The sequence below is a fragment of the Brunnivagina elsteri CCALA 953 genome (assembly GCF_002289455.1).
Classification (GTDB): Bacteria; Cyanobacteriota; Cyanobacteriia; order Cyanobacteriales; family Nostocaceae; genus Brunnivagina; species Brunnivagina elsteri.
Window position 1 is genome coordinate 1 of sequence record NZ_NTFS01000081.1, and the last position, 16,974, is coordinate 16,974.

Sequence of the window (16,974 nt, forward strand, 5' to 3'; positions counted from 1 at the left end):
TTCATATATTTAATATAAAAACTTTAACTTATTGAAAAATCGAATAATAAAGTCAATTAATTTAGATTATCTAATTATATTTTTACAGAATTTTCATGAAAAGAATACTAAAAACATTTAAAAATTTTATTTTCTTATACATACCAAATCTAATTATTAAAGATTAAGTCAAGATACCGTAAGTGATATTGCGTAAGTAGCTAAATTCACCTAATCTAAATGCAAAGGGTGCGTCGAAATAAAAACAAAATAAATCAAATAGAAGAGATTCAAATGCATCGCCATCTATCAAAAATTCCAATTGCAATATTTGCGATCGCAGCATCTATTGCACCAACAGTTTCGGCAGAAGCTGCATCTTTAAAATATCAAAGTTCCGTTAATGTTCAGAAAACAAACTATTTCCATAAGTTTGTCACTTTACCAAAATTCAACCCAGAATTGGGAGATTTAACAAGTGTCAAACTAACATTAAATGGAGAAGTTCAAGGTTCAATCAAATTAGAGAATACGGATGCATCACCTGCTAATGTCACAGCAGATTTAGCCGCAGAAGTAAAGCTACTAAAGCCAGATAAAAGCATTTTACTGACAACTTTACCAACTGCATCAAAATCACAGGAATTTGCGGCTGATGATGAGATACTAGACTTTGGGGGAACCTCTGGAGCTACTTTCAATAATCTATCAAGTACGGAAACAGAATCTACTGTGTTTACTAGCGGATTTGATTTATTTAAAGGATTGGGAGACTTGTTTTTACCCGTCACAGCAGAGGCAAAATCTAAAGGTACAGGGGCAGGAAACTTAGCACAAGTATTTAATACTTTTGCTGGTGCAAAGGTTGAAATTGTCTACGATTATGTTGTCAGAATTCCCAAAAAAGAACCTAAAAAAAGGGTTCCAGAATCACAAATTCCTTTAGGTGCATTAGTCGCAGTTGGGGTTTGTACTTTACTAAAAAGTAAATATTATCGTTTGGTCTAAAGTCTAAAATTACAGGTTGAATTTAAGAGTTTTTCTGCGTGTTTTTTCAAAGGGTGGATAATATTCCACCCTTTTCGTTTGTTTGTTTTATTCAACAGAAATTATAGCGGTTCTTATACCATTTTAATATGAAGATGCATAAAATAACCCCACCGCCTGTGGCACCTCCCCTTAGTAAGGGGAGGTTGAGAGGAATCGAAATAATGTGCGGCTTCACAAGTAATTGGTATTAGTTGAATAAAATACAATTCACAATCGAAAATACCGTAGGGGCAAACGGTTGTTTGCCCTGATTGATATTAGTGATATGTACCCTAACTTCTATCACATCTAAACTAAAAGCACTATCTTTGATTTATAAAAATCTCGATATTTAGGAACTTATTTACTAATCCCATCATTATCAATTGCACTGTAAGTATCACTGGGTAAAAGTCCCAACCAAGGGTCAGAATTTGGAGTTAAAAATAACTGCGAGTAGACTTTTTTATTAAGTTGTTCTAGTTTATTTGTATCCCTTCCTTCTACAAACCACTGATTGATTTGTGTACGCAACATATATTCATTGCGAACCGTATCTAAAGCCATTGCTGTTTCAAAGTTATTCACTACTCGTTGTAATGAATTTGGCGATTTGTTATTTGAATAAAACTTTTTGGATTGAATCAAAGCTAGACTATTTTGGTCGAGTTTGACATCATTTACATAGAGTTGAGCAATTCTATCCCAAGTTGCTCGATCGACAATTTCTGGAGTTGCACTGGGTTCCATACGAGATATTACTGGCAGTTCTACCCGACTTTTTGTAATTGCAATCCTACCTGCAATTGCTGCATTTGGTGTTGCATTGCTCTTACGGATTGATTCTGTTAACTTGGGAGGATTTGCAATTCCTAGTTTCTTTAAATCCATCCCTAATCGAGCTTCATTGCTTTTAATGCTGGCTTGGTGATATTTTTGCAAATATGAATTGCGATCGCTATTAGCTACCTGGTTATATTTACTTGCAAATTTTTGTGATATTTGCAACCTACTTAAAAATGCGTTGGGTCCATAAAGTCCGGGGATAGCATCAATAGGACGACCGGAAGCATCTAGTATGTAATGGATACTGTTACCTGTAATCGTCCGCTCCAGCTTGCGACCATCTCCGTAATCTATGGTAATTTTTGGTGCGGGACGAACTGACTGCCAATGCAAAATAAAGCGATCGCGTAATTCTTGGGAAATCGCAGCATTGGGATACAAGGCAACTCGGAAAAAACGACTATTGGCACAACTTAAATCTTGGTCGAGTCTACCAAGTAGCCGTAATGATAAAATCGGTTTACCACTGGCTTTAGCAGCAGCTTTGGCTTGTTCTAAATCCGTATACCAATAAAGTTTAGAAGCATAACAATCCCGTTGCTGACAAAGTTTATCTAGCGCTTCTCGTATTTGTGGTGAAGGTTTTTGCAGTTCTTGAGCATGGTTTTTCAGAAATTTATCTAAACCACTTGCTCCTTGTTTACGAAGTGTTACAACTTCTTGCATTAATTGGGAATTTGCAACTGAATTTTCGACTTTTGAATTTTTTGTATAAGCTGTTGGTGAAAATCCAAAACCAATTAAGGTCAGCATTACAGCACTTTGAACAATTGGAGTGATTATTTTAAGTTTCATAAATCTTAATATTTAGTTAAATTACCCAAATTTGAGGAATATTTATTACAGCTATCTCATATGAATACTTATTAGTCCCACTTGTTTCCGCAAACGCTCCACAAAACATCACAAATCTTTGATATGCGCTGAAATTGATTTTTAAAAGGTAGGGCAAATATTACCGACACAGTTAGAATTTGTGGTGCGATCGCCATTCTAGCAACTTCAAAAAAACCTTGACTAATATAGAACCCCTCTCCAAACCTCTCCCCGTTGGCGTAAGTCTGCCGTCAGGCATAGCGGAGAGAGGCTTATAGATTGAACTAAAACGTCCAGATTTGAAGCATTTTTAGTTTATTCAGATTAATTACTACTAAACAATCTATCTAGAAAATCAATCTTGACGGCGGTATTAATAATATCTTGCCTGGTACGAGTGTTTTTGATTTCCATATTATTCAGAGCGACGATATAGTATTGGTTGTCGATTGTGGCGATAATCGCACCACCAGAAGAACCTCCAGCAGTATCGCAATCATGTAACAAAAGCCCTGCGTCTTCTCCGGTAATACTGCAACCTTTTTCAAATCCTGCTGTCATTCCTGGGTTGGATTTGGGGAAATCACCGGAATATCCCACAAAAAAGTATTGTTTCGGGTTGCTAGCCAAAACAGAAGACGGTAAACTTTTCCAGCCTAAATAACCATACTTGCGTCCCAAGGGTTTATCGAGTACCAAAATTGCCCAGTCTTTGGCATTGTCTTGTTGTCCATTTTTGAAATCCGTACCGTAAACAACTCGCTGGACTAAAGCGATATCTCTGGGGTTGCTGACTCTGCCATTAATAAAGTTGGGTAGGAAATTAATTTTTTTGCTCAATACTCCTGTTTCCGGATCGAGAACACAATGAGAATTGGTGAGAACAAGGTTATCGTAAATTAAAGTACCCGTACAATGATAGCTTTTTGCGTCCGCTTCCCGAATAATTAGAATGCGATCGCTCTAACCATTAAAAAAAGGGCAAACAGCCGTTTGCCCCTACGGGATATATCATTTTCCCGAATAATTAGAATGCGAACTCTTCATTTTTGACATTCACCTCATGCTTCTTCCTGTTTATCTCCGCGTTCGAGTTCCCAGAGAATTTGATTACCTTCGCGACGAACACGGGAAACAATCCAATTTCGCCAACGCCATTCATCTCCGCGACTAGTGACAGCACTAGTATGGACATCCATTAAATCGGCAAGTTCAGAACTAGTAATTAAATAACCTTTTTCGGCGATTTCATCAGCGATGCGGAGGGTTTCCACTAGGTTGCGGAGTTGTATAACCCTAACTTCCCGTGGTATATCTTCGCGATCGTGGTTATTAGTAGCGCTGATAGAAGCATCTATCATAGTAATTTCAGTGACAAGGGTATCTACTACGGTTGTATCATCGTTAATTATTGTCGAGTTTGTGCCATTTTCAGATACTTTTGTTACATTTAACTCTTTTTTTATGCTTAAAGACGTATTTGAGTTAACATCCCCTTGTCGCTTTAAAGATAAGCCCTTGCCACTAGCAAAGGCACGTGCGATCGCATCACATCTCTCGTTACCTACATTACCCGCATGTCCGCGCACATGTTCCCATCTGACTTTACGACTATTGAGTTCGTCGAGAATCTCCAATAAATCTTGGTTGAGTACGGGTTTCCCGTCGGCTTTTTTCCAACCCTTTTTTTTCCAGCTTTTTACCCACTTGGTGACGCAATTGATTAGATATTCGCTGTCTGTAAATAGGGTAATTGGGTAACTTTGTCCAGAAGCATCAAGAAATTGTAAAGCCGCGATCGCAGCTTGCATTTCCATCCGATTATTGGTAGTTTGAGTGCTGCGATCGCCCAGTTCATGAACCGAACCATCATCATAATAAACCACTACGCCCCAACCACCGGGACCGGGATTACCTGTGCAAGCACCATCTGTATATATACTTTCGATTGTCAGTGAACTCATAAGTCGTAATTAGACATTCAATATTTAATCACAAATAGCCAACTGTTAACATTACCTTGGTTTTTTCCGGGATACATACTCTGGAATATATTTTTACATTTTGTTTTATTCACATCCCCGACTTTTATTCATATCCCCGAAAAGTCGGGGATATTCCCAGAGGAAATTAGCACAAACGTACTATTATGCAACTAAACGACAAAAAAAATGAGAGTGAATTTAAAGTTATGTAGCCTTTTGATTACGCTAGCTAACTCACTAAGGTAAACTAGCTTTGATTAATCACTCTTTTGTAGAGAAATTCCTGGAGAGGAGGCTTTTTAATGTCTCATACCGTAAAAATTTACGACACCTGTATTGGTTGTACTCAGTGCGTTCGGGCTTGCCCCACAGACGTACTCGAAATGGTGCCTTGGGATGGCTGTAAAGCTGCTCAAGTTGCCTCATCTCCCCGTACTGAAGATTGTGTTGGTTGTAAGCGCTGCGAAACCGCTTGTCCTACCGACTTCCTGAGCATCCGAGTCTACTTGGGTGCTGAAACAACTCGCAGCATGGGTCTAGCTTACTAGGGATTTTGAAATTTGCTTACAATTTATCCTGTAGGCACAACTACAAAGTCATAAAAAGCACTTTTACCTGAAAGTAGGATGGATATTACTCGCTGGTAATTATCTCTGTAATTAGGTTTGTGAGTAATGTCCATCCTCCCCAATCCTTATTTTTGAGCGGGAATTTAAAGAAACTACAACGCAGAATCACTTTATTGATTCTGTATTCCAAGTTATTTTTCGGTCAAAAATAAATAAAATAAATTACTTGACAAAAGGGACATTGTGTCCCTTTTTCTTTGCTAAATTTCAAGCGTTATGATAACAACTATATTGTCCTCAATAACAAAAATGGTGTGAAGAATGTGCGGAATCGTTGGTTATATCGGCACTCAAGCGGCGACAGAGATTTTGCTTGCAGGATTGGAGAAACTGGAGTATCGGGGCTACGATTCCGCCGGAATCGCGACGATTTGGGAAGGTGAGGTTGATTGTGTACGGGCAAAGGGCAAGTTACATAATTTACGCTCTAAGTTAGAGATGGTGGAAGCTCCATCGCAAATTGGGATTGGACATACTCGCTGGGCAACCCACGGTAAACCGGAAGAATATAATGCCCATCCCCACATGGATAGTGTGAATCGGGTGGCGGTAGTGCAAAATGGGATTATTGAGAATTATCGGGAACTGCGCGATCGCCTTAAATCTTTTGGAGTTGAATTTCGTTCGGAAACCGACACGGAAGTTATCCCCCATTTGATTTCTCAATACCTCCAAGAAGAAATTGCATTGGGAGAATCCGACTCTCCTTTCTTTGATGCAGTACGCAAAGCAGTTCACGAACTCACAGGAGCATTTGCGATCGCAGTTATTTCCGCAGACTTCCCCGACGAATTAATTGTAGTTCGCCAGCAAGCACCCTTAGTCATTGGTTTTGGACAAGGAGAATTTTTCTGTGCTTCCGATACCCCGGCAATTGTTGCTTACACTCGCGCTGTTTTACCGTTGGAAAATGGCGAAATTGCCCGTTTGACTCCCCTTGGTGTGGAGATATACGACTTCACTGGCAGAAGGTTGAAAAAACAACCCCGTTTGCTGAATTTGAGTCCCACAATGGTGGAAAAACAGGGATTCAAACACTTCATGCTCAAGGAAATCTACGAGCAACCAGGAGTTGTCCGTGCCAGTTTAGATGCTTACTTTAATCCTGGTACTGACGAATCCCCCATCAACTTGGGTATTCCCGGCGAGTTTTACGCTAATTTAGAACAAATTCAAATTGTTGCCTGTGGTACGAGTTGGCACGCCGCACTTATCGGAAAATACTTACTCGAACAACTCGCCCAAATCCCCACTCAAGTACAGTATTCCTCAGAATTTCGCTACGCACCCTCACCTCTAACCCCTAATACCCTTACCATTGGCGTAACTCAATCGGGGGAGACAGCCGACACCCTTGCAGCCCTAGCAATGGAAAAAGAACGCCGCCAAGGTCGAGATTCCAGGTATCAAGCGCGACTACTAGGTATTACCAACCGTCCAGAAAGCAGCTTGGGACATCTGGTTCCCCACATTATTAATACCCTGGCAGGAATTGAAATTGGGGTTGCGGCAACCAAAACATTTGTCGCCCAATTAATGGCATTTTACGCCCTAGCACTAGATTTATCATCTCGCCGCCAAACACTTTCTCCAGAGAGATTGGAAGAAATAATTAATGGATTGAGGTTGATTCCTAAAGAAATTGAAGCAACCATCGACATCCAAGACAAACTCACCGAACATTTAGCACATGACTTTGCCGAAACCCAAGACGTGATTTTCTTGGGAAGGGGAATTAATTTCCCGATCGCACTCGAAGGAGCATTGAAACTCAAGGAAATTAGCTATATCCATGCCGAAGGATACCCAGCAGGGGAAATGAAACATGGTCCAATTGCCCTATTAGATGCGAAAGTACCAGTAGTTGCGATCGCGGTTCCTGGTAGTGTGTACGAAAAGGTAATTTCCAATTCCCAAGAAGCTAAAGCTAGGGATTCCCGCTTAATTGGTGTCACACCAATTACGGATGGTGAAGCTGGGGAAATTTTCCAAGATTTATTGACTGTTGCCAATGTTGATGAATTATTATCACCGATTCTGACGGTGATTCCTCTGCAATTACTTTCCTATCACATCGCTGCGAGACGCGGTTTGGATGTGGATCAGCCACGCAATTTGGCAAAAAGTGTGACAGTGGAATAGTGTTTTTTGATACTGAATCAAACATGCGATCGCATTTTTCTTGGTGAAAGTGCGATCGCTTTGATTATTGTCTATGTAGTAGCTTGGATTCACAGTTAAAGATTAAATTCCGCAATTAATAGAATTCGACGCGATACCATCTAAGATGGTTGCCAAGGGCATCGCACGTAAAATGATTTTCTATGACTCAATCTCAACCTCCCTTACCGCAACCCCAGCTACAACCTGCTGGTATTACCTTTGACCAATATGTGGAATTTACCCCAGAAAAATTGGAACTTTGGGATGGATACCTTGGTTATGGTGGACAAAACCAGCTTGGGTTTCATTTGGCTGTCCTTACCAATATGGGTTTATTGTCAGCGATTCGCCATACAAATTTATCTTTGTGGGTTGAAACCCTAGATAATTATATGCGGGAAAAATTAGCAAATATTAACGCCGAACCCGAAGTTACCGAAGCGATGTTAAATCGGTTTAATCGGGCAATGGATGATTTAGCGGCGGTCGTAGAATACTTGGAGGAAGGGCAATAGTGGCGCGTGGTCAGAAAAACAACGAGTCGAAAAACGGCAACGGAGCGAAATTAAGTTTTGAGCAAACCCTGTGGGCTGCTGCGGATAAGTTGCGGGGTCATTTGGATGCAGCCGAGTATAAGCACGTCGTTTTGGGGTTGATTTTTCTCAAATATATTTCCGATGCCTTCAGTGAACTTTACAATATATACTCAGAACAACCTCACGTTGATCCAGAAGACCATGACGAGTACACGGCTGAAAATGTGTTTTGGGTTCCCAAAGAGGCGCGATGGTCATTTTTGCAAGCCAACGCTAAACAACCCACCATTGGTAAATTGCTAGATGAGGCGATGGACGCAATTGAGAAAGAAAATTCATCCCTCAAAGGCGTATTACCCAAAGATTACAACAAGCCAGCCCTGGATAAACAACTGCTGGGAGAAATCATTGACCTAATTGGCAAGATTGGGTTAGGAGATGCAGAAAGCCGTTCAAAAGATATTTTGGGTGGAGTTTACGAATACTTTCTGGGGCAGTTTGCCAATGCAGAAGGTAAAAGAGGCGGACAATTTTATACACCCCGTTGTGTGGTGCAGCTATTAGTGGAAATGATTGAACCCTACAAAGGGCGGATTTATGACCCTTGTTGTGGTTCTGGGGGAATGTTCGTGCAGTCAGAGAAATTTGTGGCAGCGCACGGGGGGAAGGTTGGCGATATTTCTATTTATGGGCAAGAGTCAAATCCCACAACTTGGAAATTGTGCAAGATGAATTTGGCACTGCGGGGGATTGAAGGGAATATGGGCGATCGCAATGCTGATACTTTCCACAACGATTTGCACAAAGACCTCAAAGCTGATTTTATCCTAGCGAATCCCCCTTTTAATATGAGCGATTGGGGCGGAGATCGGTTGCGAGAAGACACCCGTTGGAAGTATGGCACTCCACCTACGAGCAATGCTAACTATGCTTGGGTAATGCACAAGATACATCACCTTGCACCCAATGGTATCGCTGGTTTTGTGTTAGCGAATGGTTCCATGAGTTCTAACCAGTCGGGAGAGGGTGATATTCGCCAATCAATTATTGATGCGGATTTAGTAGATTGTATGGTGGCGTTGCCGGGGCAGTTATTTTACAATACCCAAATTCCCGCTTGTTTGTGGTTTTTGGCGAAGAGTAAGAAAAATGGCAAGTTTAGAAACCGCACTGGGGAAACATTATTTATCGATGCGCGGAAGATGGGGGTGTTAATTGACCGAGTACACCGAGAATTGACGGTTGAAGATATAGCCCGGATTGCCCAAATTTACCATGCTTGGCGGGGTGAAAAGGAAGCGGGTGAGTATGAGGATATCCCTGGTTTTTGTAAAAGTGCCAAGTTAGATGAGATTATCTCACATGGTTATGTTCTCACGCCGGGGCGATATGTGGGGGCAGAAGAAGTTGAAGATGATGATGAGGCTTTTGAGGAGAAGATGCTGCATTTGACGAAGAAATTAGAGCAGCAGTTTGAGGAGTCGGCAAGATTAGAAGCGATAATTAAGGAGAATTTGCGGCGGTTGGGGTATGGGGAATAACACCATTTAACCTCATGCACCAATTATCCAACAACTTGTTGGACAATGTTTATATTTTTATGTTAGTTAAAAAAACATATTCATGTATTGTCAAAATCTAGTTTTTTCCCGCCATGCTATCCAACAAATGTTTTATCGTCGAATAAGTAAGAAAGAAGTAGAAGCTGTAATCGTTTATGGAGAAGTGATAGAAGAAACCCCTGATGATACGCCCTTTCCCAGTTACCTAATATTTGATTTTGCAGAAGGTAAACCAATTCATGTTGTATGTTCCTACGATGAATCTACAGATACTGGTTATGTAGTAACGGCTTATATTCCTGACCAAAATATTTGGTCAAATGATTTTAGAACTAGGAAACCAAGATTATGAGATGTATCATTTGTAAGCACGGAGAAACTAAACCAGGTTTAGTAACTGTGACTTTAGAAAGGGATGAATGTATTGTGGTCATGAAAAAAGTTCCAGCAGAGGTTTGTGATAATTGCGGAGAATATTATTTAAGCGATGCAATTACTGAAGAAGTGCTAGAAAGGGCTGAAGTTGCTGTTAATAATGGAGCAGAGGTTGAGATTATTAGATATGCAGCCTAGCTTTTATTTGTGCAACAGACTGTTGCACAAATTATTGATGATAAATCTGCCGCAGATTGTAGCAGAAATTTCTTATTTGTATCATAGTTATGTTCTCACGCCGGGGCGATATGTGGGGGCAGAGGAAGTTGAGGATGATGATGAGGCTTTTGAGGAGAAGATGCTGCATTTGACGAAGAAATTAGAGCAGCAGTTTGAGGAGTCAGCGAGGTTGGAAGCGGCGATTCGGGAGAATTTACAAGGGTTAGGGTATGACCTTTGAAAAATAGAAAACAGTATGGTGATGTTTTTAGAGTTTAGAATATATGCAGGCATCTATCCCAACAAATTGGCGCAGAGTAAAACTTGGTGATCATTTATCTGTTTTGACTGACTATCATGCAAACGGCTCTTACGAAAGGCTGAAAGCTAATGTTGAGTTATTAGATACTCCCAGCTATGCAGTAATGATTCGTACTAAGAATTTTGAACAAAATAATTTTCAAGATGATTTGAAGTACATTACAAAACCTGCTTATGATTTTTTACAAAAGTCTAAGGTAAAGCCAGGCGATATTTTGATGAATAAAATTGCTAATGCGGGCAGCATATACTATATGCCTGACTTAAAACGTCCTGTATCGCTGGCAATGAACTTATTTTTATTAAGAACTAAAGAAGAAGATGCTCATCAAAAATATGTTTTTTATTACTTAAAAGCGAATGAAACATATATCAAAAATTTTGCTACGGGAACAGCAGCTACAACTATTACAAAACAGGCAGTAAGAGAACTTCAAATATTTCTTCCCTCCCTCCCCGAACAAAAAACGATCGCACAAATCCTCGGCGCACTTGACGATAAGATCGAATTGAACCGGGAGATGAACAAAACACTGGAAGCGATCGCACAAGCAATTTTCAAATCCTGGTTTGTTGACTTTGACCCAGTACGCGCCAAAATGGAAGGACGGCAACCAGCAGGGATGGACGCTGCAACTGCTGAACTTTTCCCTGATGAGTTTGAGGAGTCAACTTTGGGGTTAATTCCGAAGGGGTGGAAGGTAATAAAACTTGGTAATTTAATTGATATAAAACACGGTTACGCATTTAAAGGTGAGTTTTTCCGAACGGAACCACCAGGAGACGTACTACTTACACCAGGTAACTTTGCAATTGGTGGTGGATTCAAAGATGACAAATTTAAATATTATGTTGGGGAGGTTCCAGAAGACTTCGTATTTGATGAAGGTGATTTGCTTGTAACAATGACAGACTTAAGCAAAGCAGGTGATACTCTTGGGTATCCTGCCATTATTCCAGTACCAAGAGGAAACCGTTATTTACATAATCAGCGTCTTGGTAAAATAATTATCAAACGTGATGCTCTTATTAGCAAGCTACATCTATATTATTTACTTCGTCTAGATGCATATAGAAACGAAGTTTTAGCAAGTGCCACTGGAACTACTGTTAAACATACATCGCCTGATAGAATAAAAGCTTTTGAATTCCCTTTTGCAAATAATGGTATATCTCTCAAGTTTGAACAAGTTATTTCCTCTTTAATTTGCAGAATTAGTTTAAATGATGAACAATCCCGCACCCTCGCATCTATCCGCGACACCCTATTACCCAAACTCCTATCAGGCGAAATCCGCGTCAAAGAAGCTGAGAAAATAGCAGCAAAGGTCATGTAAACTCAAAATTGCATCAATAATCAAAAGAAAAACAGCAACCAGTGGACATCAACCTACAAAAAGAAGAATTTAGCTATGCTTATATTTACACCGTTACATCAGCAGCAGGTTACTCATTTCAAAAATCATCCAGAATCTTAGATGTAGGTGGAATAGATGCAACAATTACTGGCACAGTATCAGATGATACACTTTATGAACCCCAATTAGACTTACAGGTAAAATCTACATCGCTTGATGTCCAAAGTGAGGAAGTAATTAGATACCCTCTCAAAATAAAAAACTACAATGAATTAAGGAAAGAAAGAACCGTTGCCCCCGTATTTTAGTAGTTGTTCTCATTCCTCAAAATCAAGAAGAATGGATTAATCAATCAGAAACCGAGCTTTGTATAAGACGTTGTGCTTACTGGCTATCTTTAAGCGGACAACCCCGAACTAAAAATACAGAAAGCATAACAGTCTACATACCCCGTGAAAACTTATTTACAGTCAATGCTTTAAAAACTCTAATGCAGCGAATAAAAACGGTTGGAACATTATGAAAGCAATTATCAGTGATGTAAATATCCTTAATCAACTTCAACCCCAGCAATTAGAGATTTATCTAAAAGCTAAAGGTTGGCGAGAACATAGCCGAATTCCGGAAAAAGTTTCTATTTGGATACGAGACACTTACTCCGAAGATAAATTAAAAATTCAATTACCTATAGATAATAATTTCGATGATTACGCTCTGCGGATATCGGAAATATTGGAAATTCTAGAGAGGGCAGAAAATCGCTCTCAAATTGATATTTTAGGTGAATTAATTGCTAATTATCCTAACTTAACTATTCAAGGAGTTGTTACGCAAATTATGACTCCACCAAACAGTGACATATTAAGTGGTAAAATTACTTTACTAGGTATAGTTTTTGATAAAATGCAAGAAATTAAAGTCGAACTAGCAAACCATGAGTATGTTACTGCAATTAAGGCTTATCAAGAACGTTTAGCTGTCGCTTGTACGGGTGATTTAATGAAAGAAAATAATGTTTTTGTTTTAAAAAATCCGCGAAAATTTCAAATTGAGAATATTTGAAAATTACAATAACTTTTATATTTAAAATTGCCGAAGCTTCTCAAATTGATGATTTTATCACTTGCGATAAGAGGTTAATCAATCGCTGTCAAGGTTTAACACTCAAAACATTATATTTTGACTCATACAAGCTGAAGTGACCTCTCCCTGATTTTGACATGTGTCAAAATCTGTCCCTCCCCTGCGAGGGGAGGGACGAACAGAAGTGAAGAAATAGAAAATAAGAAAAAATTTTATTTCCCCCTTCCCTTGCAGGGTAGGGGGGTTAGGTTTTTATGTCACAATAGTTACTAACAGCAATATCAAAGGAAAACATCGGTGTCAGGTAAATTCACAGAAAGTATAGTCGAAGCTGCGACCCTGGAGTGGTTCGCCGAACTCAATTACATTACCCTGAATGCTTCTGAAATCGCTCCCGATGCACCCAACCCAGAACGCCAAACTTACGCCGATGTAGTTTTAATTACCCGCCTGCGTGATTCCCTCGCCACCATTAACCCCCAAATTCCCGCCGATGCCATAGAAGACGCTATCCGCAAACTTTCCCGCAGCGAAACACTCAATTTATCCGAAAATAACCGCCGCTTCCACAAATTCCTTACCGATGGCGTAGATGTTGAATACCAAACCTCAGAAAGAATTGTCTACGACCAAGTTAAAATAATCGACTTTAGTAACCCAGAAAATAACGACTGGGTGGTACTTAATCAATTTACTATCATAGAAGATAAAAAAGACCGTCGCCCCGATGTAATTGTATTTCTCAACGGCTTACCATTAGCAGTAATCGAACTCAAAAATCCGACTTCCGAAAACGCCACAATCAAAGGCGCATTTAATCAACTACAAACTTATAAAAACGACATTCCTAGTTTATTTCGCTACAACGAAATACTCGTAGTTTCTGACGGCACAGAAGCCAGAACCGGAACCCTCACCGCCGACTGGGAACGGTTTATGCCTTGGCGAACCATAGAAGGTGATCAACTCGCCGAAAAAGGGACATTAGAACTAGAAACTTTAATCAAAGGCATCTTTGAAAAAAGCCGCTTCCTCGACTTAATCAAACACTTCATCGTTTTTGAGGTAGATGGTAGCGACATCATCAAAAAAATCGCCGGGTATCATCAATTTCACGCCGTTAACAAAGCCATTACTTCCACTATCACTGCTACTTCCCCAGCCGGAGACAAACGGGTTGGCGTTGTTTGGCACACCCAAGGAAGCGGAAAAAGCCTAACAATGGCATTCTATGCTGGAAAAATCATCCAAAATCCCCAGCTAGAAAATCCTACCTTGGTTATAGTATGCGATCGCAATGATTTAGACGACCAATTATTTAACACCTTCGCCATTTGTTCTGACTTACTGCGTCAAACTCCCACCCAAGCGGAAGACAGAGAACATTTACAACAACTTCTCCAAGTAGCCTATTAGCAAAACTCGAACTCAACGAAAGCGATCGCCCGAAAATCGATCCGGAATTTGAAGAAATTACCGAAGACGAAGAACAAACAACCAAGGAAAAACTCAAGAGTAAATGGGCGCGTTTAGAAGCTGTAGTCGGCTCAGAAAAACGCATCGCCCTAGTTGCAAAGGATATCGTCACCCACTTTGAAAATCGCCAATCGGGTTTAGATGGGAAAGCAATGATAGTTTGTATGAGTCGGAAAATTTGCGCTCACTTGTACAACGAAATCATCAAACTCAAGCCCGAATGGCACAACCCCGACGACGACAAAGGCACAATTAAAGTAGTAATGACAGGTTCAGCCGCCGACGAACAACCATTACAACCCCACATTCGCAGCAAAGCCAAACGCAAAGAACTTGCCAAACGCTTTAAAAATCCCGGCGATGAAATGAAACTGGTAATAGTGCGGGATATGTGGCTGACGGGTTTTGATGCCCCATGTCTGCATACAATCTATATAGATAAACCCATGCGCGGACACGGATTGATGCAAGCGATCGCACGAGTAAACCGCGTCTTTAAAGACAAACCCGGTGGTTTGGTGGTAGATTACCTGGGCATTGCCGAACAATTAAAAGCTGCCCTCGCGGTATATAGTGAAGGAGACAGAGGACAAACAGGCATTTCCCAAGAACAAGCCGTAGAAATCATGCAGACAAAATATCAAACAGTCTGCCAAATGTTCGCGGGATTCGATTACAGTAAATTCTTCAATGGTACGCCGACACAGCGATTATCTATTATTCCATTGTCCTTAGACCATATTCTCTCACAACAAGAAGCAGGCAAACAAGAATATATCAAAGCTGTAACAGAACTTAGCAAAGCCTTTGCCCTTGCCGTACCCCACGCAGCAGCCCTCAAAATCCGCGATGAAGTCGGTTTCTTCCAAGCCATCCGTGCAGCCATAGTCAAACACACCACCGTTAGCGGAAAAACACCCGAAGACTTAGATACTGCCGTCGGTAAAATTGTCTCCAAAGCCGTTGCTACCGAAGAAGTTGTCGATATTTTCACCGTTGCGGGGCTGAAAAAACCCGATATTTCCATCCTCTCCGATGAATTTTTAGCAGATGTACGCGGGTTGCCACAACGACATTTAGCACTAGAATTATTACGTAAGTTAATCAACGATGAAATCAAAATTCGTGCCCGTCGAAATATCATACAATCCCGCACCTTCGCCCAAATGCTCGAAGCCACAATCCAACGCTACCAAAACCGCGCTATAGAAACCGCCCAGGTAATGAGCGAATTGATACAAATTGCCCAAGAAATTCGCGTTGCAGCTAGCAGGGGTGATAACTTAGGGTTGAGCGAAGATGAACTAGCTTTTTACGATGCCTTGGATGTAAATGACGCTTCCGTAAACGCTTTGGGAGATGAAATACTGAAAGCGATCGCTCGTGAATTAGTGGAAACAGTGCGGCGAAATGTCACAATTGATTGGACGCAGAAAGAAAGTGTTAAAGCAAACCTGCGAAGACTGATTAAGCGGTTATTACGGAAGTATGGCTATCCACCAGAAAAGCAAGAAACCGCGATGTTTACAGTCATAGAACAAGCAGAAGGGCTAAGTCGAGATTGGGCAGCGTGAAATCGGGTTTTTCTGAGTATATTTACCAATATTGGCAATACATATCGCAAATAAATGTGATTTAAAACCATCATTCCTTGCGTAAAATTGCTATCATCTGAGTAATCACACTGATATAGATTGCAGCATCATGATTAAGCGGCTTTGGCAGTGGTTAAAAAGGATTTGGCAACGCTTCAAAGGCAAAAAGCAGGCTGTTTCCCTTCAAAAGTCTGATGCTAAAGAAAAACCACGCTGGTTGCTAACTGATGCGGAGTATGAATCGTTGTTTCTCCAGTTGTTGGCTGGGGTAAATGATGAAGGTTGGAGTCGTGGACGGGTAAGCGGTTTTTTGGCTGGAAAAAATATCGTTGAGTCGGATTTGGTGGGATGGTTGCGGCGTTTTGGTGAGAGGTTATTGGCTAGGGATGGGGAGAATCGAGAGCTAGCAATGCGGATGGTGCGGTTGAGTGAGGTTGATTGTGGGGTTTTGGGTGAGGTGGCTGGTGAGATTGGGAGGGAGTTGTTAGGGAGAGAAGGGGAAACAGAAGAGGAGGAAAAGGGAGAAGCGGAAGTTTGGTTTGAACGAGGTTTGCAACAGTTGGAAGTTGAAGATTATGAAGCTAGTATTGTGTCTTTTGATCGAGCGCTGAAAATTAAACCCGATTTACACGAAGCTTGGTACAAAAGTGGTAATGCGCTGGTTGATTTGGGACGGAATGAAGAAGCGATCGCATCCTACGATGAAGCACTCAAATTTAAACCTGATTACCACCAAGCTTGGTACAACCGGGGGAATGCGCTGGCTAATTTGGGACGGAATGAAGAAGCGATCGCATCCTACGATGAAGCACTCAAATTTAAACCTGATGACCACGAAGCTTGGAACAACCGGGGGGTTCCGCTGGCTAATTTGGGACGGAATGAAGATGCGATCGCATCCTACGATGAAGCACTCAAATTTAAACCTGATTTCCACCAAGCTTGGTCCAACCGGGGGAATGCGCTGGCTAATTTGGGACGGTATGAAGATGCGATCGCATC

16 protein-coding genes and 1 pseudogene are annotated in these 16,974 nt (G+C 40.8%); 14 read left to right on the forward strand and 3 right to left on the reverse strand.

The annotated features are described in order from the left end of the window. Nucleotides 1–273 precede the first annotated feature (273 nt). Complete coding sequence (locus CK510_RS09715; protein WP_211293142.1) at nt 274–987, forward strand: choice-of-anchor E domain-containing protein; 714 nt, start codon at nt 274–276, stop codon at nt 985–987. A gap of 381 nt (nt 988–1,368) precedes the next feature. Here CK510_RS09715 and CK510_RS09720 read toward each other — a convergent pair whose 3' ends face one another. The 3 genes from CK510_RS09720 to rnhA all read right to left on the reverse strand — a co-directional run bounded on the left by CK510_RS09720 (nt 1,369) and on the right by rnhA (nt 4,634). Continuing rightward, nucleotides 1,369–2,649, reverse strand: a complete 1,281-nt coding sequence (locus tag CK510_RS09720) for a hypothetical protein (RefSeq protein WP_095721515.1) — start codon at nt 2,647–2,649, stop codon at nt 1,369–1,371. Nucleotides 2,650–2,994: 345 nt separating this feature from the next. Beyond that, a complete protein-coding gene (locus tag CK510_RS09725; protein ID WP_095721516.1) occupies nt 2,995–3,624 on the reverse strand; it encodes a trypsin-like serine peptidase in 630 nt (209 codons plus the stop codon). A gap of 107 nt (nt 3,625–3,731) precedes the next feature. Next, the gene (gene rnhA, locus CK510_RS09730; protein ID WP_095721517.1) at nt 3,732–4,634 is read right to left on the reverse strand and encodes a ribonuclease HI; all 903 of its coding nucleotides are present in this window, start codon (nt 4,632–4,634) and stop codon (nt 3,732–3,734) included. Between the two features lie 323 nt (nt 4,635–4,957). On the opposite strand from rnhA, the gene psaC reads away from it, so the two are divergent. The 13 genes and pseudogenes from psaC to CK510_RS09795 all read left to right on the forward strand — a co-directional run. Beyond that, entirely contained in the window at nt 4,958–5,203 is a 246-nt protein-coding gene (gene psaC, locus CK510_RS09735) for a photosystem I iron-sulfur center protein PsaC (protein ID WP_010997613.1), read from the forward strand. A gap of 342 nt (nt 5,204–5,545) precedes the next feature. Then, complete coding sequence (glmS, locus tag CK510_RS09740) at nt 5,546–7,426, forward strand: glutamine--fructose-6-phosphate transaminase (isomerizing) (protein WP_095721518.1); 1,881 nt, start codon at nt 5,546–5,548, stop codon at nt 7,424–7,426. 182 nt (nt 7,427–7,608) lie between these two features. Beyond that, nucleotides 7,609–7,962: a hypothetical protein gene (locus CK510_RS09745; RefSeq protein WP_095721519.1), complete on the forward strand. Its 354-nt coding sequence runs from the start codon at nt 7,609–7,611 to the stop codon at nt 7,960–7,962. Beyond that, nucleotides 7,962–9,524, forward strand: coding sequence for a class I SAM-dependent DNA methyltransferase (locus CK510_RS09750; protein WP_245912003.1), 1,563 nt, complete (start codon nt 7,962–7,964; stop codon nt 9,522–9,524). Before CK510_RS09745 ends, CK510_RS09750 begins: the two co-directional genes overlap by 1 nt. A gap of 82 nt (nt 9,525–9,606) precedes the next feature. Further along, nucleotides 9,607–9,897 carry a DUF4258 domain-containing protein gene (locus CK510_RS09755; protein ID WP_095721521.1) on the forward strand — a complete coding sequence of 97 codons (291 nt, stop codon included), beginning with the start codon at nt 9,607–9,609 and terminating at the stop codon, nt 9,895–9,897. Beyond that, nucleotides 9,894–10,118 carry a type II toxin-antitoxin system MqsA family antitoxin gene (locus CK510_RS09760; RefSeq protein WP_095721522.1) on the forward strand — a complete coding sequence of 75 codons (225 nt, stop codon included), beginning with the start codon at nt 9,894–9,896 and terminating at the stop codon, nt 10,116–10,118. The genes CK510_RS09755 and CK510_RS09760 overlap by 4 nt, the downstream gene beginning before the upstream one ends. A gap of 37 nt (nt 10,119–10,155) precedes the next feature. Next, nucleotides 10,156–10,380, forward strand: coding sequence for an SAM-dependent DNA methyltransferase (locus CK510_RS09765; RefSeq protein ID WP_211293143.1), 225 nt, complete (start codon nt 10,156–10,158; stop codon nt 10,378–10,380). Between the two features lie 43 nt (nt 10,381–10,423). Further along, nucleotides 10,424–11,797 carry a restriction endonuclease subunit S gene (locus CK510_RS32665; protein ID WP_211293144.1) on the forward strand — a complete coding sequence of 458 codons (1,374 nt, stop codon included), beginning with the start codon at nt 10,424–10,426 and terminating at the stop codon, nt 11,795–11,797. Between the two features lie 41 nt (nt 11,798–11,838). Beyond that, nucleotides 11,839–12,341: pseudogene (locus CK510_RS09780) on the forward strand (DUF4365 domain-containing protein). After that, nucleotides 12,338–12,880: a hypothetical protein gene (locus CK510_RS09785; RefSeq protein ID WP_095721523.1), complete on the forward strand. Its 543-nt coding sequence runs from the start codon at nt 12,338–12,340 to the stop codon at nt 12,878–12,880. Before CK510_RS09780 ends, CK510_RS09785 begins: the two are co-directional and overlap by 4 nt. Nucleotides 12,881–13,198: 318 nt before the next feature. Then, nucleotides 13,199–14,317, forward strand: a complete 1,119-nt coding sequence (locus CK510_RS32670; RefSeq protein WP_211293145.1) for a type I restriction endonuclease subunit R — start codon at nt 13,199–13,201, stop codon at nt 14,315–14,317. A 224-nt stretch (nt 14,318–14,541) separates the two neighbouring features. Next, on the forward strand, nt 14,542–15,951 hold the full coding sequence (locus CK510_RS32675) for a DUF3387 domain-containing protein (RefSeq protein WP_245912006.1): 1,410 nt from the start codon (nt 14,542–14,544) through the stop codon (nt 15,949–15,951). Between the two features lie 130 nt (nt 15,952–16,081). Next, nucleotides 16,082–16,974 (forward strand): tetratricopeptide repeat protein (locus tag CK510_RS09795; RefSeq protein ID WP_143289259.1); only part of this gene is annotated, 893 nt, incomplete at its 3' end.